Annotated in this window: 16 protein-coding genes and 2 tRNA genes; 11 read left to right on the top strand and 7 right to left on the bottom strand. The window is 71.0% G+C overall.

Annotated features, from left to right (window positions below; genetic code table 11):
* Positions 1-49 precede the first annotated feature (49 nt).
* From rfbC to rfbA, 4 genes are read left to right on the top strand one after another with little or no spacing between them, the layout of a single operon-like run.
* The gene (gene rfbC / locus ASF22_RS07235; RefSeq protein WP_056262881.1) at positions 50-601 is read left to right on the top strand and encodes a dTDP-4-dehydrorhamnose 3,5-epimerase; all 552 of its coding nucleotides are present in this window, start codon (positions 50-52) and stop codon (positions 599-601) included.
* A gap of 36 nt (positions 602-637) precedes the next feature.
* Positions 638-1714 (top strand): dTDP-glucose 4,6-dehydratase, encoded by a 1077-nt coding sequence (gene rfbB, locus ASF22_RS07230; RefSeq protein ID WP_056262878.1) that lies wholly within the window; start codon positions 638-640, stop codon positions 1712-1714.
* Entirely contained in the window at positions 1715-2620 is a 906-nt protein-coding gene (gene rfbD, locus ASF22_RS07225; RefSeq protein ID WP_056262875.1) for a dTDP-4-dehydrorhamnose reductase, read from the top strand. It abuts the gene before it with no gap.
* Positions 2617-3510: a glucose-1-phosphate thymidylyltransferase RfbA gene (gene rfbA, locus ASF22_RS07220; protein ID WP_056262872.1), complete on the top strand. Its 894-nt coding sequence runs from the start codon at positions 2617-2619 to the stop codon at positions 3508-3510. The genes rfbD and rfbA overlap by 4 nt, the downstream gene beginning before the upstream one ends.
* Positions 3511-3823: 313 nt before the next feature.
* On the opposite strand, the gene cmk is transcribed toward rfbA, so the two are convergent.
* Complete coding sequence (cmk, locus tag ASF22_RS07215) at positions 3824-4480, bottom strand: (d)CMP kinase (protein ID WP_056169543.1); 657 nt, start codon at positions 4478-4480, stop codon at positions 3824-3826.
* Positions 4477-5826, bottom strand: a complete 1350-nt coding sequence (gene aroA / locus ASF22_RS07210; protein ID WP_056262868.1) for a 3-phosphoshikimate 1-carboxyvinyltransferase — start codon at positions 5824-5826, stop codon at positions 4477-4479. Before aroA ends, cmk begins: the two co-directional genes overlap by 4 nt.
* A 268-nt stretch (positions 5827-6094) precedes the next feature.
* Between aroA and ASF22_RS07205 the strand changes: the two genes are divergently transcribed.
* From ASF22_RS07205 to ASF22_RS07190, 4 genes are all read left to right on the top strand, one after another.
* Positions 6095-6487, top strand: a complete 393-nt coding sequence (locus ASF22_RS07205; RefSeq protein ID WP_082478868.1) for a TIGR02300 family protein — start codon at positions 6095-6097, stop codon at positions 6485-6487.
* Positions 6488-6653: 166 nt separating this feature from the next.
* A tRNA-Ala gene (locus ASF22_RS07200) sits at positions 6654-6729 on the top strand.
* Positions 6730-6777: 48 nt separating this feature from the next.
* A tRNA-Ala gene (locus ASF22_RS07195) sits at positions 6778-6853 on the top strand.
* Between the two features lie 146 nt (positions 6854-6999).
* Positions 7000-7521: a hypothetical protein gene (locus tag ASF22_RS07190; RefSeq protein ID WP_056262864.1), complete on the top strand. Its 522-nt coding sequence runs from the start codon at positions 7000-7002 to the stop codon at positions 7519-7521.
* 279 nt (positions 7522-7800) lie between these two features.
* Here ASF22_RS07190 and ASF22_RS07185 read toward each other — a convergent pair whose 3' ends face one another.
* The 3 genes from ASF22_RS07185 to ASF22_RS07175 all read right to left on the bottom strand — a co-directional run bounded on the left by ASF22_RS07185 (position 7801) and on the right by ASF22_RS07175 (position 12477).
* Entirely contained in the window at positions 7801-8241 is a 441-nt protein-coding gene (locus ASF22_RS07185; RefSeq protein WP_056262861.1) for a DUF805 domain-containing protein, read from the bottom strand.
* A complete protein-coding gene (hrpB, locus tag ASF22_RS07180) occupies positions 8238-10712 on the bottom strand; it encodes an ATP-dependent helicase HrpB (protein WP_056262858.1) in 2475 nt (824 codons plus the stop codon). Before hrpB ends, ASF22_RS07185 begins: the two co-directional genes overlap by 4 nt.
* A 97-nt stretch (positions 10713-10809) precedes the next feature.
* Positions 10810-12477 carry a methyl-accepting chemotaxis protein gene (locus tag ASF22_RS07175; RefSeq protein WP_056262975.1) on the bottom strand — a complete coding sequence of 556 codons (1668 nt, stop codon included), beginning with the start codon at positions 12475-12477 and terminating at the stop codon, positions 10810-10812.
* Positions 12478-13125: 648 nt separating this feature from the next.
* On the opposite strand from ASF22_RS07175, the gene ASF22_RS07170 reads away from it, so the two are divergent.
* The 3 genes from ASF22_RS07170 (at position 13126) to ASF22_RS07160 (ending at position 16775) form a co-directional block, all read left to right on the top strand.
* Positions 13126-13428 carry a hypothetical protein gene (locus ASF22_RS07170; RefSeq protein WP_056169526.1) on the top strand — a complete coding sequence of 101 codons (303 nt, stop codon included), beginning with the start codon at positions 13126-13128 and terminating at the stop codon, positions 13426-13428.
* Positions 13429-13638: 210 nt separating this feature from the next.
* Positions 13639-16386, top strand: coding sequence for a DNA mismatch repair protein MutS (gene mutS / locus ASF22_RS07165; protein ID WP_056262972.1), 2748 nt, complete (start codon positions 13639-13641; stop codon positions 16384-16386).
* 122 nt (positions 16387-16508) lie between these two features.
* Entirely contained in the window at positions 16509-16775 is a 267-nt protein-coding gene (locus ASF22_RS07160; RefSeq protein ID WP_056262856.1) for a hypothetical protein, read from the top strand.
* 168 nt (positions 16776-16943) lie between these two features.
* Here ASF22_RS07160 and ASF22_RS07155 read toward each other — a convergent pair whose 3' ends face one another.
* Complete coding sequence (locus tag ASF22_RS07155; protein WP_056262853.1) at positions 16944-17414, bottom strand: response regulator; 471 nt, start codon at positions 17412-17414, stop codon at positions 16944-16946.
* Positions 17402-18544 (bottom strand): histidine kinase dimerization/phosphoacceptor domain -containing protein, encoded by a 1143-nt coding sequence (locus ASF22_RS07150; RefSeq protein WP_056262850.1) that lies wholly within the window; start codon positions 18542-18544, stop codon positions 17402-17404. The genes ASF22_RS07155 and ASF22_RS07150 overlap by 13 nt, the downstream gene beginning before the upstream one ends.
* Between the last annotated feature and the right edge of the window lie 299 nt (positions 18545-18843).

Genomic DNA, 18843 nt, shown 5'->3' with positions numbered 1-18843 from the left:
CCGGCCTAGACGGTTCGAATTTTCGGGTGTTCCCAGGGATCAATCCACCATGCGGGTGATCGAGACGGAGATCGCGGCGGTCAAGCGCGTCGTTCCCAACCGCTTCGGCGACGACCGGGGCTGGTTCTCGGAGACCTTTCGTGTCGATACCCTCGCGGCCGGCGGGATCGACGTGGCGTTCGTGCAGGACAACCAGTCGTTCTCGGCCCAGGTCGGCACCGTGCGGGGCCTTCACTTCCAGCTCGCCCCGGCGGCGCAGGCCAAGCTGGTGCGGGTGCTGGCGGGCTCGATCCTCGACGTCGCCGTGGATCTGCGCCGCGACAGCCCGACCTACGGCCGCCACGTCGCCGTGACCCTCGACGCGAAGGGCGGCGAGCAGCTCTACGTGCCGGCCGGCTTCGCCCACGGCTTCTGCACCCTGGAGCCGGACACCATGGTGGCCTACAAGGTCAGCGCCTATTACAGCGCGGCGCACGACCGCAACCTCGTCTGGAACGACCCCGATCTCGCCATCGCCTGGCCGGTGGAAGAGGCCGGCGCCGTGCTGTCGGACAAGGACCGCGCCGCCCCGCGTTTCGCGGATCTCGGCGCCGCGTTCTGAACATTTGATACCAAGGGTTCGAGGGAGAAGACACGCATGCGCATCCTGGTCACCGGCGGCTGCGGCTTCATCGGTTCCGCCCTCGTCCTGCATCTGGTTCAGGATCTCGGGCACGACGTCCTCACCCTCGACGCCCTGACCTATGCGGCGAACCCGATCTCCCTGCAGCCCCTGGCCGAGGACTCCCGCCATCGCTTCGCCGAGGCCGACATTTGCGATCCTTCGGCCGTCCACGCGCTCTATGCCGAGTTCAAGCCCGACGCGGTGATGCATCTGGCCGCCGAGAGCCACGTCGACCGCTCCATCACCGATCCGGGCGCGTTCATCCGCACCAACGTGGTCGGCACCCAGGTGATGCTCGACGGCGCCCGCACCTACTGGGACGGGCTCTCCGGCGACGCGAAGGCGGCGTTCCGCTTCCTCCACGTCTCCACGGACGAGGTCTACGGCTCGCTCCCGCCCGACGGGTTCTTCACCGAAGAGAGCCGCTACGACCCGCGCTCGCCCTACTCGGCCTCGAAAGCGGCCTCCGACCATCTCGCCCGCGCCTGGCACGAGACCTATGGCCTGCCGGTGCTCATCACGAACTGCTCGAACAATTACGGGCCGCGGCACTTCCCCGAGAAGCTCATCCCGCTGATGATCCTCAATGCGCTGGAGGGCAAGAACCTCCCCGTCTACGGCGACGGGTTGAACGAGCGCGACTGGATCCACGTCGAGGACCACGCCAAGGGCCTCGTGGCGGTACTGAAGAACGGCCGCCTCGGCGAGACCTACCTGCTCGGCGGGCGCTCCGTGCGCAACAACCTCGCGGTGGTGAAGGGGCTGTGCGCCGCCTTCGACCGCCTGCGCCCCGAGCACGCCCCGCACGACCGCCTGATCACCTACGTGGCCGACCGTCCGGGCCACGACCGCCGCTACGCCATCGACCCGTCGAAGGCGGAGGCCGAGGTCGCGTGGGCGCCGACGAAGAACTTCGAGACGGCGCTCGAAGAGACCGTGAAGTGGTACCTCGAAAACGAGGCGTGGTGGCGCCCGATCCGCGAGGGCCGCTACACCGGCGAGCGCCTCGGCCTCGGCGGCGCGCAGGCGTCCGCGACGAAGGCCTCCTAAGTGGATATCCTGATCCTCGGCGGCGCCGGTCAGGTCGGCACCGAGCTGCGGGCCCATGCTTGGCCGGACGGCGTGCGGGTCGACGCGCCTGACCGCGCAGCCCTCGACATCACCGATGCGGATGCGGTGGCCCGCGTCTTCGATACGAAAACCTACGCGGCCGTGATCAACACGGCGGCCTACACCGCCGTGGACAAGGCCGAAGCCGACGTGGTCGCGGCTTGGCGCCTCAACGCCCTCGCGCCGGCGATCCTCGCCGCCGCGACGCGGGCGCGCGGCATCCCCCTCGTCCACGTCTCGACGGATTACGTCTTCGACGGGGACGGGGAGGGGGATTACCTGCCCGACGCCCCCGTGAACCCGCGCAGCGTCTACGGCGCCAGCAAGGCGGCTGGCGAGATGGCGGTGCGCACGGCCAACCCGCGCCACGCCATCCTGCGCACGGCCTGGGTGGTGAGCCCGCACCGGGGCAACTTCGTGAAGACCATGCTGCGGCTCTCGGCCGAGCGCGACGCGCTCACCGTGGTGGACGACCAGCACGGCTGCCCGACCTCGGCGACGGATCTGGCGCAAGCCTGCGCCCGCATCGCCCTGCGGCTCGCCGCCGAGCCCGACGCACCGACGGGCACGTTCCACTGCGTCAATGCCGGCTCGACCACTTGGCGCGGCTTCGCGCAAGCCATCGTGGCGGGCTCGGCCGCGCGCGGCGGCCGGTCGATCCCGGTCACCGGCATTCCGACGAGCGCCTACCCGACGCCGGCCCGGCGCCCAGCCAATTCCCGCCTGTCGACGGTGAGCCTTGACGCGGCCTACGGCATCGCGCCGCGGCCCTGGGGCGAGGCCCTGGACGACATCCTCGACCGGCTCATCGGGCCGACCCACACCCACACGGAGACACGGGCATGAAGGGCATCGTCCTTGCCGGCGGATCGGGCACGCGCCTGCACCCGGCCACCCTGTCGATCAACAAGCAGCTGCTGCCGGTCTACGACAAGCCGATGATCTACTACCCGGTCTCGGTGCTGATGCTCGCCGGCATCCGCGAGATCCTAATCATCTCCAGCCCTGAGCACCTCGACAACTACAAGCGCCTGTTCGGCACCGGCGAGCAGTTCGGCCTGCAGTTCTCCTACGCGATCCAGCCGCGCCCCGAGGGCCTGGCCCAGGCCTTCGTCATCGGCCGCGACTTCGTCGGAACCGACGACGTCGCCCTGGTGCTCGGCGACAATCTGTTCTTCGGCAACGGCATGAGCGAGCTCCTCGCCCGCGCCCGCACCCGCACGTCGGGCGCCACGGTGTTCGCCTACCACGTCGACAATCCGGCGGCCTACGGCGTCGTCACCCTCGACAAGGAGGGCCGCCCCTTGCGCCTCGTCGAGAAGCCGACCCAGCCCGAGAGCCCCTGGGCGGTGACCGGCCTGTACTTCTACGACAACCAGGTCCTCGACATCGCCGCCGCCGTGACCCCGTCGCCGCGCGGCGAACTCGAGATCACGAGCGTCAACCAGGCCTATCTCGAACGCGGCCAGCTCCATGTCGAGCGGATGTCGCGCGGCTACGCCTGGCTCGATACCGGCACCCACGACAGCCTGCTGGAGGCGGCCGAGTTCGTCCGCACCCTGCAGCACCGCCAGGGCCTGCAAGTCGCCTGCCTTGAGGAGATCGCCTACCTCCAGGGCTTCATCGACAAGGAGCAGCTCATCGCGCGCGGCAACCTGTTCGCCAAGACCGCCTATGGGCAGAACCTTCTGCGGCTGGCCAAGGACGACGCGTTCGCGGAGTTCGCCGCGCGCTGACGGGGCCTTCAGAAAGTCCCGGGGCCGGATGGACCATCCGATCCCCGGTACGGCTCCGATAAGGTCGGGGACAGCGCGCGTGCGCGTTCCTTGCCGGCTCCGAAATCACACACCGGTTTGCGACGTCTTCGAAAGCCGCATCCGGCGGGCATAGCGCATGACGGTACCTCCTCTCCTGGAAGCAGAGGGGGACTTGCGCCATTCGCGCGATACGCAAGGCATTGCCACTGACCGGATCCTCCGCTTCACGACAGCGGGACGAGGGCACGGCGCGCTCCGATCCACCTCATCCCCCAGCCGATAGCGACCCGCCTCAATGGGGCCGGGCGCGGTCGATCACGTCGCGGGCCGCCGCGAAGGCGGCGTCGGGGTCGAGGTCCGTGGTGTCGAGGAGCACGGCGTCGGCCGCCGCCTTGAGGGGGGCGGTGGAGCGCTGGGCGTCGCGGGCGTCGCGGGCGACGATGTCGGCGAGGATCGCCCCGACGCTCGTGGTCTCGCCCCGGCGCTGGAGTTCGAGGTGGCGACGGCGTGCCCGCTCCTCGGGGGCCGCCGTGATGAACAGCTTCACCCGCGCGTGGGGGCACACCACCGTGCCGATGTCGCGCCCGTCGAGGACCGCGCCGGCGGCGTTGCCGGCGAAGCGCTGCTGCCAGGCGAGGAGCGCCGAGCGCACCGCCGGCACGGAGGAGATTCGCGAAGCGGCCTCGCCCATGGCGCGCTCGCGCAGGCGCGGATCCGCGAGGCGGTCGGCGATGAGGCTGGCGGCGGCCCGCGCGGCGGCCTGGTGGTCGTCGAGCTTGTAGCCGGCGTCGATCACGGTCAGCGCCACCGCCCGGTAGAGCAGGCCGGTGTCGAGGTGGGGCAGGCCGTAATGGGCGGCGATGCGCTTGGCCAGCGTGCCTTTGCCGGAGGCCGCCGGGCCGTCGATGGCGATGACGAGGGGGATATCACCCACGTGAAAGTCGCTCATGACGCGATCCGTCCGCCGAGCGCCTGCATGGTCGGCAGGAAGCTCGGGAAGCTCGTGGCGATCATGGCGCCGTCATCCACCGTCACGGGCTCGCGCGTGGCGAGCCCGAGGACGAGGAACGCCATGGCGATGCGGTGATCGAGGTGGGTCGCCACGGTGCCGCCGCCCTTCGGGGGGCTCCCGTCGCCGTGCACCACGAGGTCGTCGCCCTCGATGACGTACGCGATGCCGTTGGCGCTCAGGCCGTCCGCCACCGCCGCGAGACGGTCGGATTCCTTCACCCGCAGCTCGTGCAGGCCGTTCATCCGGGTGGTGCCCTCGGCGAAGGCGGCGGCCACCGCCAAGATCGGGTACTCGTCGATCATCGCGGGCGCCCGCTCGGGCGGCACGTCGACGCCCGTCAGGCGGCTCGCGCGCACCCGCAGGTCGGCCACGCTCTCGCCGCCCTCGTCGCGCTCGCGCAGGCGCTCGATGTCGGCGCCCATCTCCAGCAGGGTGGTGATGAGGCCCGTGCGGAGGGGGTTCATCATCACGCCCTCGATGACGACCTCCGAGCCCGGTACGATGAGGGCCGCCACCAGGGGGAACGCCGCCGAGGACGGATCGGCCGGCACCACCACGTCGGTGCCGCGCAAGGTCGGCTGGCCGGTCAGCGCGATGGTGCGGCCGTGGCCCTCCGGACCGTGGGCCGTGACCTCCACGTGGGCGCCGAACAGGCGCAGCATCCGCTCGGTGTGGTCGCGGGTGGCGGCCGCCTCGATCACCGTGGTGATGCCGGGCGCGTTGAGGCCGGCGAGGAGCACCGCCGACTTGATCTGCGCCGAGGCCACCGGCGTCTCGTACGTGATGGGAATGGCTTCGCGCGGGCCCCGCAGGGTGAGGGGCACGCGCCCGCCCTCCCGTTCGCTCACGACCTCCGTCCCCATGCGCACCAGGGGATCGAGGATGCGGCGCATGGGGCGCTTGCGCAGGGAGGCGTCGCCGTCGAACGTCGCCGTCACGGGCTGGCCGCCGACGACACCCATCATCAGGCGCGAGCCCGTGCCGGCATTGCCGAAATCGAGCACGTCCGCCGGGTCGGTGAGGCCGCCGAGGCCGACGCCGACGATGCGCCAGCGGCCCTCGCCGAGGCGCTCGACGGTGGCGCCGAGGGCTTCCGCCGCGGCGGCGGTGCGCAGGACGTCGTCGCCTTCGAGCAAACCCTCGACCCGGGTCTCGCCGATGCTGAGGAGGCCGAGGATCATCGCCCGGTGGGAGATCGACTTGTCGCCCGGCGGGCGCAGGGAGCCCTGGAGGGCGAGGCCCGCCGTGGCGGTGAGGGGCTGGGGCGGAAGGTCGTGTGACACGGGGACAGGACTTTTCGGCGTCAGGGGCTTCGGGGCCGATCCGGGGCCGGATCGGCGCCCTCCGCCGCACGGGTGCCGGGATCGACGATCCGGCTCATGGACAGGCCGGTTATCACGCAGGCGGGGCCGCGTCATCCGAGCCGTCCGGCGTCGTGGGAATCGCGACAGGAAAACCGCACCGCGCCGCAGGACCACGCCAGTATTTGACAGACGCGTTGCACGCGACTAACGGGGCCCCTCCCCGAAAAGTGTATCTAGAGGTTCGCCCGTGGCCAGACCGGAACTCGGCTTGAAGCGTCAATGCATGAGCTGCGGCGCCAAGTTCTACGACCTCGACAAGGATCCGGCGACCTGCCCGAAATGCGGGACGATCTATCAGGCCATCGCCTCCAGCAGCCGCGTCGCCGCCCCGGCGCTCGCCGCCCGCGCCGCCGCCGTGCCGGCGGATGACGACGAGGACACCGACGCCGAGAAGGGCGGTCCCGAGATCGTCTCCCTCGACGAGGTCGAGGCGGCCGAGGAAGACACCGACACCACCACGGACGACAGCGATTCCGATTCGGCGGACAGCGACGACACCTTCCTCGAGGAGGAGGATGCCGGCGACGACGACGTGGCCGATCTCATCGACGGCGACATCGAGAACGACGAAGAGAGCTGACCCCACTTCTGCACCGGCCGGGAAAAAACTTTGCCGGCCGGCGAGAAAGGGGGTTGAGGCCCAAGCGGGGGCCGAATATAGAACCGCCATCGCCGGCCGCCACCGCGGAGGCCGGTCGAAACGCCCACGAAACCAACCGCAGGGTTGGGTTCGGTGGCACCAAAGTGGGGCCTTAGCTCAGCTGGGAGAGCGCTTCCATGGCATGGAAGAGGTCATCGGTTCGATCCCGTTAGGCTCCACCAATCAGGTTTCCCTTGAACCTGAACCCGGACGACCAGACTAGACGATGTGGGGCCTTAGCTCAGCTGGGAGAGCGCTTCCATGGCATGGAAGAGGTCATCGGTTCGATCCCGTTAGGCTCCACCAGTCCGGTCCGTCGTTAGCCAGCTTTTTCATCGGAGTCACGTGCGTCTTCGGTTCGGCCGTGACGGGACGGCACGGGTGTGAGCCGGGCGATCCGTCCCCGGCACCGCATCGCCCCGATTGAGTTCCATGCCGAGCCGCCCCCGTTCATGACGCTGCCGGCACACGTTGCGCTGATCGCCACCCTCACCGAACGCCTCCGCGCCGGACCCAGCGCCACCGCCGTGCTTGAAGCGTGGTGCGCCGCCCGTGGCCTGTCGCGGGCCGAACTCAGAGCGGAGCGCCTGCCCGGACCCGAGACCGCTCCCACGGACGCGCAGCGCTACCGCCTCGCCCTGACGGGTGACGCGCCCTCGCGCCATCGCCGGGTGCGCCTCGTCTGCGGCCCGCACGTGCTCTCGATCGCCGACAACTGGTACGTCGCGGCCCGGCTGACCCCGGCGATGAACCACGCCCTGGCGGAGACGGACGTGCCGTTCGGGCGGGTGGTCCACGCCCTGGCGCCGATGCGCCGGACCCTGGCGGTCCGTACCCTCTACGCCGCCGCCGCGCCGCCATCCGCCGCCGCGCCGCTGTTCTCCATCGCGGCGCTCCTCGCGACGCCGGACGGGGTGCCGTTCTGCGAGGTCGAGGAGGTCTATCTCGGCGCCGTGCTGGGCGGGACTGCTTGAAGAGGCGCAGGCAGTGAGCCCCCTACGATCGGCCCCCTCGTCACGGCTTGGCGTCCTCTCATCACGTCCAGGCTACCTCGGTCACGCATCCGCCTACCATTGGATTTCGCACGCCGCGAGGCGTCTGAAAGGGACGTGACCGGACTCCCCCTCCTGAAAGGAGAGGGGACCCGCGCTGCCCGCGAGATAGGGGGAACGCCGTCGCTCGCGAAAAACGAGCGCCCGTGTTCCGTCACCCTACGCGCAGCGCGTAGAGGGGTGAGACCCTCAGCTTGCGCCCTAACCCGCATCGTCCGGCGGCCCGAAGCGGTTGGCGCCGGAGGAGCCGCGCCGCATGAGCGTCTCGACGAAAAACCAGGCCGAGAATCCGAGCATCGCCAGCAGCAGGGCGATGACGAGGAGCGGGGTGGTGTCGACCATCCGGTCGAGGGGGGCGAAGCCGACGGCCTGGGCGAGGCCCCAGGGGACGAGCCACCCGGCGGAACGGTCGCGGTCGTGCAGGCGCCGGGCAGTGGCGGCGAGCATGGCGAGGCCGACGACGGGCAGTGTGGCCGCCGTGAGGATCGCCGCCGCACGGCCCCCGGGGCCGGCGAGCCAGATGGAGAGGCAAAGCAGACCCGCCCCGTACAGGATCGTCCGGACGAAGACGCGCCGGTAAGCGCCCGCCGACATGCGGCCGCGCGGATCGAAGGCACGCGCGAGAAATCCGAAGAACCTCATGTGCCGCGCGGCTTCACCCGCCGGGTCGGCGGCTCGGCCACGGGGTCCTCCGGCCAGGGGTGGCGGGGATAGCGCCCGCGCATCTCGGCGCGCACGGCGCTCCACGAGCCGCGCCAGAAGCCCGGCAGGTCCCGTGTGATCTGGATCGGCCGCGAGGCCGGCGAGAGCAGGTGCAGCACCAGGGGAATGCGCCCGCCCGCGATGGACGGGTGGCGCTCCAGGCCGAACAGCTCCTGCACCCGCACCGCCAGGACCGGGCCGCCCTCGGCGTCGTAGTCGAGGGCGATGCGCGAGCCCGTAGGCACCGCGACATGGGTCGGGGCTTCCGTGTCGAGGCGGGCGCGCAGGTCCCACGGCAGCAGGGCGTGCAGCGCCCGGCCAAGATCGTCCGGCGTGATCGCATCGACTCCGAGGCGCCCGACGATCTCGGGCGCGAGCCACGCCTCGATGGTTGCCGTGAGGGCCTCGTCCGAAAGGTCGGGCCAGGCTGGATCGGCCGCGCGCAGGAAGCGCAGGCGGGCGAGCCATTGCGACAGGGCCGGCGTCCAGGGCAAGGCGGCGAGCCCGAGTTCGGCCACACCCCGGGCCAGGATGGCGGCGGATTCTTCATCGGGGGGCACCGGCCGGATGCGCTCGCCCAGCACCAGCGTGCCGAGGCGCCGGAGCCCCCGGGCGCGCAGGGCGCGCGCGCTCCGGTCGAAGGTGACCTGATCGGTGCTGGCGATGCGCTCGGGGAACAGCGCCTCGAGGGCGTCGAGGCCGATGGTGGCGGCGGCGAGGATGCGGCTTTGCGCGGCGGTGCCGGTGATGTCGGCCACGACGAGGAACGGTGCGCGGGCGAGCGCCAGGGCGGGATCGAGGCGTCCGGCGCGGCCGTTGGCCATGACGAACTCGCCGTCGCGGCCCCGCGCCCGCGCCACCCGGTCGGGATAGGCGAGGGCCAGGAGGGGGCCGGGCTCGGAGAAATCGACGGCGGAGGCGGTCGTGGCCTCGCCGGAGAAGGTCCCGGCCTGCTTCGCCCAGCCTTGGGCGAGGCGGCGCATGTCCCCGGCGCGGGGCCCGCGATCCCGGCCGTAGCGCTCGACCCGGTCGCCCAGATCGACGGCGTCGCCGCCGAGCCCGCGCTCCACCAGCACGGCGGCGAGGTCGGCGGCCTCTCGCGCGCGTCCGTGGGCGGCGGCGGCCACCACCATCCGGGCGAGGCGCGGGGGCAGGGGGAGGGCACGGAGCGCCTGCCCCATGGGGGTGAGGCGGCCGTCGCCGTCGAGGGCGGCGAGGTCGGAGAGCATGGCGCGGGCTTCCGCCAGTGCCGGGGCGGGCGGCGTGTCGAGGAAGCCGAGGGTGGTCGGGTCGGCGACACCCCAGGCGGCGCAATCGAGGAGCAGGCCCGCGAGGTCGGCTGCCAGGATCTCGGGGCGGCCGAACGGCTCGAGGGCGTTGGTCGCGGCCTCCGACCACAGGCGGTGGCACACGCCCGGTTCCGTGCGGCCGGCGCGGCCCCGGCGCTGGTCGACGGAGGCGCGCGAGGCCCGGGCGGTGACGAGGCGGGTCAGCCCGAGGCCGGGCTCGTAGACCGGCACCCGCGACAGGCCGGAATCCACGACGATGCGCACACCCTCGATGGTGAGGGAGGTCTCGGCGATGCTGGTGGCGAGCACCACCTTGCGCCGCCCTGGTGCCGAGGGGGCGATGGCGCGGTCCTGCTCGGCCGGGGTGAGGGCGCCGTACAGGGGGGCGATGTCGGTGTCCTCCCCGACCCGGTCGGCCAGGAGGGTCGCGACCCGGCGGATCTCGCCCTGGCCCGGGAGGAACGCGAGGACGGAGCCCGGATCGGCGCGCAGGGCCCGCAGCACCGTGTCGGCCATCACCTCCTCGATGCGCCGGTTGGGGTCGCGCTCGACGTGGCGGGTGTCGACGGGAAAGGCGCGCCCCTCCGATTCGATCACGGGCGCGTCGGACAAGAGGCGCGCCACCCGCGCGCCGTCGAGGGTCGCCGACATCACGAGGATGCGCAGATCCTCGCGCAGGGCGCCCTGGGCATCGAGCGCCAGGGCCAGGCCGAGATCGGCGTCGAGGGAGCGCTCGTGGAACTCGTCGAACAGCACGGCGCCGACGCCCGCGAGCTCCGGATCGTCGAGGATCATCCGGGTGAAGACGCCCTCGGTGACCACCTCGATGCGGGTGCGGGCGGAGATCTTCGAGCCGAGGCGCACGCGCAGGCCGACGGTGTCGCCGACGCGCTCGCCGAGGGTGCGCGCCATGCGTTCGGCCGCGCCCCGGGCGGCGAGGCGGCGCGGCTCCAGCAGGATGATCTTTCGGCCCGCGAGCCATGGGGCGTCGAGGAGCGCGAGGGGGACGCGGGTGGTCTTGCCGGCGCCGGGCGGGGCCACGAGCACGCACGAGGCGCGGGAAGCCAGCGCCGCCGCGAGGGCGGGCAGGACCGCCTCGATGGGAAGAACCGCGAAGGACATATCGGTGCGAGGGCGCGCAGGTTGCATCGGCTGCCCTGGTGCCGCGAACCGGCCGCGGCCGCAAGCGGGGCCGGCCGCAATGCCTGCGCGGCGCGCCTCAGGCGGCCTGGACGGTCTCGAGGAAGCCCGAGACTTCGCCGCTCAACCGCTCGGACTGGCGGGACAGGTCCGAGGCCGCGGCCAGGACCTGAGAGGCCGCCGCACCTGTCTCCGCCGCCGCCCGGGTGACGCCGCCGATGCTGACGGTGACGGATTGCGTGCCCTGCGCGGCCTGAGTCACGTTGCGGACGATTTCCTGGGTGGCCGCGCCCTGCTCCTCCATGGCCGCCGCGACGCCGACGGCGATGCTGCGCAATTCGACGATGGTCGCCTCGATGGCCCGGATGGCGGCGACGGCCTGTCGGGTCTCGCCCTGGATGGTGGTGACCTGGACGGAGATCGTCTCCGTCGCCCGCGCGGTCTGCGCCGCCAGTTCCTTGACCTCGCCGGCGACGACGGCGAAGCCCCGGCCGGCCTCGCCGGCCCGCGCCGCCTCGATGGTGGCGTTGAGGGCGAGCAGGTTCGTCTGCGCCGCGATGCCGGAGATCAGTCCGACGACGGCGCCGATCTTCTCGGCCCCCTCCGCGAGGCCGAGCACGATGGTGCTGGTGGCGGCCGCATCCGCCGCCGCGCGCTCCGCCATGTCGCTGGAGCGCGCGACCTGAACGGTGATCTCGCCGATGGACGCCGACATCTCCTCGCTCGCGGCCGCCACGGTCTGGACGTTCGCGGAGGTCTGTTCGGCCGCGGAGGCGACGCTCAGGGACTGGCCGGCGGCCTCGTCCGCCGTGCGGCTCATGGTCTGGGCGGTGGCCTCCATCTCGGTGGCGGCGGAGGACAGGCCTCGGGTCAGCTGGGTGATTTGGTTGCGGAACGCCTGCGTCGCCTCGTCGAGTACCCGGGTGCGGCGCATCTTGGCGGCATTCTCAACCTCGGCCGCGCGGTCCGCGTCGAGCTTGGCGGTGAGCGCCTGCTTGAACACGCCCACGGCCTTGGCCATGGCGCCGATCTCGTCCCGGCGGTCGGCTCCGTCGATGGCGGTGGTCAGGTCGCCCCCGGCGAGGCGCGCCATGGTGCCGGTCATGCGGTGCAAGGGGCGGGAGACCTGGACCAGAACCGTGTAGACGCCGTACGCGATGGCGACGGCTGCGAGGGCCAAAGCGGTGAGCAAGGCCAGGCGCGACCAGCCCGAGAGCGCCGTGGCGCGACCGTACTCGGCTTCCGCCTCCCGGACCTGGAACGCCGTCAGTGCCGCGAGCGTCTGGTTCGTGGCTTCCACGTTCGCCAGCAGGGTCGCGTGGGCGGTGGCGAGTTCCCCTTGCGCGCCACCGGCGATGCGCCGGAGGAGTTCGGCGACGACGGTCTCGTTGCCGGCGATCCGGTCCTGCAGGGCCGACGCGAGGGGCTTCTCGTCGGGTGCCAGGTAGGTCGCCAGGTAGGCCGAGGTCTGGGTACGGATGCTCGCCAGATCCCGTTCGATCCGCGCCTTGGCGGCCGGAGCGGCGATGAGCCCGTCCCTCACCTCGCGCGAAGCGACGACGAGGTCGTCGTAGGCGTCCCGGATCAGGCTGAACTGCCGCAGGCAGACGACGCGATCGTCGAAGACCGAGCGAAAGCTCTGCTGGCTCCAATGCAGGGCGAGGTTGCCCATCGCCGTCGCCCCGAGCAGGAGCAGGCCCATCACCGTGAGAAGCGTGACGAGGCGGCCTTGAATCGTCGTGAGCATGGCAAGCGTCCGAAGCGTGATCGCGGGTTCGGTGGAGGGACGAAACGCCCGCCGCATCGGAGCCCCGGCTTGGATCGACCGTAGGAGGAAACTCTTTAAGATCGTATGATCCGGCGTCCGATCCCCCGTGACGGGTCCAACAACAGGACTCTTCGGCGGGTCTGATAGACAGTCATCCTTCGGTTTATTTCTGGAGTTGGAACGAAAAATATCCCGCTCTCAATCACAATTTTTTGCACAGATTTGAAAGACTTGCGTATTTGGCGAAATATTGGACCTGATCGTTCTTGCACAGTGACGTAGATATTGTTCGGTCATTGTGATTGAAGCCCCGACCGAAGACGCGAAGTCGTTTGGACCCGTTTCGATATCGCTCGATCTGCATGCGATCCTGATCGGGACTTGCATCGTCGAATCACAGATCGGCCGACGTCCGTCGGCGCGGCGGGCCGTTCGCGGCACGGTGCCGCGTCGCTCGTTTCGGCACATCGGTCCGGACAGGCCGGCTTAATCCCGTTCAGCTTAACGAAAATGTCAGTCGTTTCAGGCCGTTGCCGAAGTTTATTGCGACGTTTCCGCGGAACGGAATCTTGAGCGGCGACTTTATGCCCCGACGCCCACCCGGCGCATGGACGAAAGACGAACCGAATGACCAAGATCGCCATCGCACTCGCTGCCAGCACCCTGCTCGGCGCCTTCGGAATGACCGCCGCCTCCGCTGCCCCGGCCATGCCGGTCGGCGCCCCGATCGTCGCCGGCGACCAGTCGGTGGAGCAGGTCGCGAGCCGTCACCGCCACTACCAGGGCATGCGCTACCGCGGCATGGGCCATGGTCACCGGATGCACCGCCGTCCGGCCTCGCGCATGAGCAGCAACCCGAACGCGCGCAACCCGCAGCAGCCGGGCTTCATGCAGCAGAAGGGTCAGACCACGGGCGGCCCGCGCTACTGAGCGCCCCGAACACCGCCGACCGATCCGGTCGGACAGAAGGGCCGGTGCGCGAGCGCCGGCCTTTTTTCGTTGGGCCGTACCTGTCGCGCGCAACGGCCCGAGTTCGGCGCTTCTCCCCAGCCGATGCGACGGGCCGCGCTGATCAGGGACGCCCGGGTCTGTTAGGCTGGCGCCATGTCACAGGCCATGCAGCAGCGCCCCGCCCGTTCGATGCCGAAGACCGGCTCCGCCCCGTCGGACTACACCACCAGCGCGGCGGTCCTCGACACCGCCGGCGCGACGCCGATGATGGCGCAGTACATCGAGATCAAGGCCGCCAACACCGACTGCCTGCTGTTCTACCGGATGGGGGATTTCTACGAGTTGTTCTTCGAGGACGCCGAGATCGCGTCCCGGGCACTGGGGATCGTCCTGACGAAGCGCGGCAAGCACGGCGGGGCCGACATCCCCATGTGCGGCGTGCCGGTAGAGCGCTCCGACGACTACCTCAGCCGCCTCATCGCGCTGGGACACCGCGTCGCCGTCTGCGCACAGACCGAGGATCCGGCGGAGGCGAAGAAGCGCGGGCCCAAATCCGTCGTCCGGCGCGAGGTGGTGCGCCTCGTCACCCCCGGCACCATCACGGAGGACCGCCTCCTGGATCCGGCCCGCGCCAACGTCCTGCTCGCCATCGGCCGCAACAAGGGCGGGGCCGCCAAATCGGAGTCCGCCAAGGATCAGGCCGCGTACACCTACGGGCTCGCCGCCCTCGACATCTCGACGGGGCGCTTCGCCTTGAGCGAAGTGCCGGCGTCGGAACTCGCCTCGGCCATCGCCCGGCACGAGCCGCGCGAGATCGTCCTGTCGGAGACCATCCACGCCGATCCGGCGCTGGCCCGCCTGTGGCGCGAGATTCCCGCTCCCGTGACGCCGCTGGCCCAGGCGGAGCTGGAGCCGGCCGGGGCCGAGCGACGGATCAAGGCGCAGTTCGGTGTCTCGACCCTGGAGGGATTCGGCCAGTTCGGCCGGGCCGAGCTCGCGGCGGCGGGCGCGGCCCTGCTCTATATCGAGCGCACCCAGATCGGCGCGCGCCCGACCCTGTCGCCCCCGACCCGGGAGGCCAGCGGCGCCACCCTCGCCATCGACGCGTCGACCCGGGCCAATCTCGAACTCACCCGCACCCTGTCGGGCGAGCGCCGGGGCAGCCTTCTCGACGCCATCGACCGCACGGTCTCGGCGAGCGGCGCGCGGCTGCTGGCCGAGCACCTCGCCGGTCCCCTCACGGACCTCGCCGCCATTCACCGCCGCCACGCCGCCGTCGCCTGGCTCTGCGAGCAGGGCGTCTCGCGAAAAACGTTCCGCGAGATCCTGGCGCGGGCGCCGGACCTCGCCCGCGCCCTGTCGCGCCTCGGCTTCGGGCGCGGCGGCCCGCGCGATCTCGCGGCGCTCCGCGACGGCCTCGACGCCGCGCAGGGCCTGGCCGCGCACCTCGCCGCCCTCGACGGTCTGCCGGACGACCTCGCCGCCCTCGGAACCGGGCTGTCCCAGGTCGATGCCGGCCTCGTGGCGCACCTCGCCGCGGCACTGGCCGACGACCTGCCGCTCAAGCGCGCGGATGGCGGCTTCGTCCGCGAAGGGTACTCGCCGGAGATCGACGAGGCCCGGGTGCTCGGCCAGGACTCGCGAAAGGTCATCGCGGCCCTGCAGGCGCGCTACGCCGAGGAGACCGGCTGCCGGACCCTGCGGATCAAGCACAACAACATGCTCGGCTACTACATCGAGGTGCCGCAGGCGGTGGGCGAGGGCTGCCTCAAGGGCGCGATGCGCGAGACATTCATCCACCGCCAGACCATGGTGGATGCCATGCGCTTCACCAGCGTCGAGCTCGGCGACCTCGAAGGCCGCATCTCCGGCGCCTCCGACCGGGCCCTGCGGCTCGAAACGGCGGTGTTCGACGCGCTGTCGGGCGAGACCCTCGCCCAGGCCGCCGCCATCGCGTCCGTGGCCGAGGCCCTGGCCGCCCTCGATGTGTCCGCCTCCCACGCCGACCTCGCCGTGGAGCGCGACTGGCGCCGCCCGGTGGTGGACGACGGCTACGGCTTTTCCGTCACGGGCGGGCGCCACCCCGTGGTCGAGGCGGCGCTCAGGCTCTCCGGCGAGCCGTTCATCGCCAACGACTGCGACCTGTCGGGGGAGGGGCGCGGCCGCATCCGCCTCATCACCGGCCCGAACATGGGCGGCAAGTCGACCTTCCTGCGCCAGAACGCCCTCATCGCCGTGCTGGCGCAGATCGGCGCCTTCGTGCCGGCGGCGAGCGCCCAGCTCGGCCTCGTCGACCGGCTGTTCTCCCGCGTCGGGGCGGCCGACGACCTGGCGCGCGGGCAATCGACCTTCATGGTCGAGATGGTGGAGACCGCCGCCATCCTGAACCAGGCGACCCGGCGCTCCCTGGTGATCCTCGACGAGATCGGGCGCGGCACCGCGACCTTCGACGGCCTCTCCATCGCGTGGGCCTGCCTCGAACACCTGCACGAGAAGAACGCCTGCCGCGCCCTGTTCGCCACCCATTTCCACGAGTTGACCGCTCTGGGCCAGCGCCTGTCGCACCTCGACAACGCCACCCTTAAGGTCGCCGAGCACCGGGGCACCGTGGTGTTCCTGCACGAGGTGGTGCCGGGTGTGGCCGACCGCTCCTACGGGCTCCAGGTCGCGCGCCTCGCCGGGTTGCCGCCGGGGGTGATCGCGCGGGCGGGCGCCATCCTGAAGAACCTGGAGAAGTCCGAGCGTGAGCGCCCGACGCGCCCGCGCATCGACGACCTGCCGCTGTTCGCCGCCCTCTCGCCGCCGCCGCTGGAGGAAGCCCCCCCGGAACGCGAGGATGGCCTGCGCCGCGTGCTCGACGACATCGACCCCGATGCGCTCACCCCGCGCGAGGCCTTGGAGGCGCTGTATCGGCTGAAGGCGGCGCGGAGTCTATGAAACCTAGGGTTAGATAAACGATTGATACTCATGGTTGCATCTGTCAGATGGAGGCTGTGCGACAGCCGACTCCGCCTCCTGGGCGTGCGTTGGGTGTCCCTGGATGTTGGAGCAGCCAAGACATGGATCGGGTTCTCTTCGCGGCCAAACCCAGTACACGGACGCTTCTCATTGCGAACGAGCGCGCGAAGCTAACGGCCGGATACGTCAATGCCGTCGCCGGATCGGTTTTTACGGTCGGAGGTTTGGCTCCGACTTTTGCCGTCCTGTACACCAACACCACGCCCGTGATCCCCTTATGGGCGATCGTTGGCATTTCGGTGGTTTGCTGGATCGCCAGCGGGGCCCTACATGTCTCCGCACGCCGATACCTCGGGGAGTTGATGTGATGAGCGGTCTCGATTTCATCGCCCTTGCCATCGTGCCCGTCGCAGCACTTGTCCTTGGCTACGGTGCCCTGCGCTACGCTCGATGGGCGGATCATCGTCCCTAAGAACGCGGGGTCCCGAAGGGCTGCCGGGTTCCGGAGAACCGTCGCGTTGTCGTGACAATTCCCCTCAGGGATGCAGCCGTTCCCAGCCATCGGCGGCGAGCCGGAACCCGTCGAGGCCTTCCAGGCTCGCGGCGTGGCCGGCGCGGCACTCGGCGACGTAGCGGAGCGCGCCCGCCACCACCCGCTCGGAATAGGGCTTGGCGATCACCCCGACGGCGCCGGCGAAATCGTCGGGAATGCGCTTGGCGTTGGCGGTCATGAACACCACCGTGGTGCGCGGGTCGGCGCTGAGCGCCCGGGCCACGGCGACGCCCGTGGGGCCGTCGATGAGGTGGATGTCCACCAGCGCCACGTCCGGGTGGGTCGAGAGGCCCAGCGCGATGGCTTCCTGGGACGAACCGGCGACGCCGACGGTGACGTGGCCGAGATCCTCGAGCAGGCATTCGAGTTCGAGGGCGATGAGCACCTCGTCCTCGACCACCAGGATGCGCAGGCACGGTGCCGCCCCGCCCGCGCCCGGAGTCACTTGGCCCATTGCGGCAACTCCTCGGCGGTGGTGTCGGCCGCCTCGCGCAGGGAGATGGCGTCGAGGGGCACGCTGATCTCGACCCGGGTCCCGGGTGTCGTCTCGCTCCACGCGATGGTTCCGCGCAGCTGCCGCACGACCATTTCCACGAGGGAACGGCCGAAGCCCGCCGGGTTCGGGATCGCGGCGGCGAGGCCGACGCCGTCGTCCTCGATCAGCATGTGCAGGGCGCCGTCCCGGCGTCGCGCCGTGATGCTCACCCGCCCGGCGCGGTTGTCCGGGAAGGCGTGGCGCACGGCGTTGGTGGCGAGTTCGTGCAGCATCAGCGCCAGGGGCGCCGCCATGGCGGCCGACACCGCCACGGAATCGATGGCGGCGCTCACGGCCGTACGCTCGCCGTCGAGGCCGGCGACGAGGTCGCCCAGGAAATCGTCGGCGAATTCGCGCAGGTCGAACCGGGTCACGTCCCCGGCCGAGTAGAGCATGCGGTGCACCGTCGAGAGGGCGCCGATGCGCTCGGCCATGCCGTTGAGGGCGTCGCGCGCCTCGCCCTCGGGGGTGCGCCGGGCCTTGAGCAGCATCAGTGACGAGATCACCTGGAGGTTGTTCTTCACCCGGTGGTCGACCTCGTGGAGCAGGGCGGTCTTCTGCTCCAGGGTGGCGCGCAGGTCCGCCGTCTGCTCGGACACGCGGCGCTCGAGGTCGATGTTGGCGAGCGTCATCGCGACTTCGAGGCTGTGCTTGCCGGTCATGTCGGCCTGTGCCGAGTAGTAGTGCGTGACGGCGCCGGTGGCGTCGCGCACGGGCGACAGGGTCATGCCGTTCCAGAACGAGGTGCCGTCCTTGCGGTAGTTCACGAGTTCGGCCTCGAAGCTGCGGCCCTCCGCGACGGCCGCGGAGATGCGCGCCACGGTCTCGCGGTCGGTCTGCGGCCCCTGCAGCATCCGGCAGTTGCGGCCTTCGAGCTCGTGCCAGGCGTAGCCCGTGAGGGCGAGGAACGCCGCATTGGCCCAGACGATGGGATGGGCGCCGCCCCGCACTTCCGTGAGGACCATCGGCGTTGGGCTCTCGGAGAAGGCCGAGGCGAGGGTCGTTTGCGCGAGGGCCGCCGGCACCGCCTGATGAGCCGTATCCGTCATGGCCGGTACCGACCGCCTTCGGAACGCGGGGAGGGGCGGTTCGTCACATGGGCCATCCCGGTAAGGCGCGGCGCCGCGCAGTCGACGGTCGGCGTGCAGCCGACCGGTCCGACGCGATGCAAGGCCCAGTCCCGCGAGACCGAGTCCCGAAAGGCCCCGTCCCGCATGTACGCAGTTTGGACGCACGCTGTTAACAAGTTATCGGCCATTTCTGAGATCGGTCGGAGGATCGCGGCCCGAGCGGTCGCGACGAGAAACGGCCGGCCCTCGGCCACCGTCCGCTCCGGTTGCCGGAAGTA

It is taken from the genome of Methylobacterium sp. Leaf87, from assembly GCF_001422775.1.
In the GTDB taxonomy this organism is placed as follows: Bacteria; Pseudomonadota; Alphaproteobacteria; order Rhizobiales; family Beijerinckiaceae; genus Methylobacterium.
This window is presented reverse-complemented; position numbering and strand designations above follow the sequence as displayed.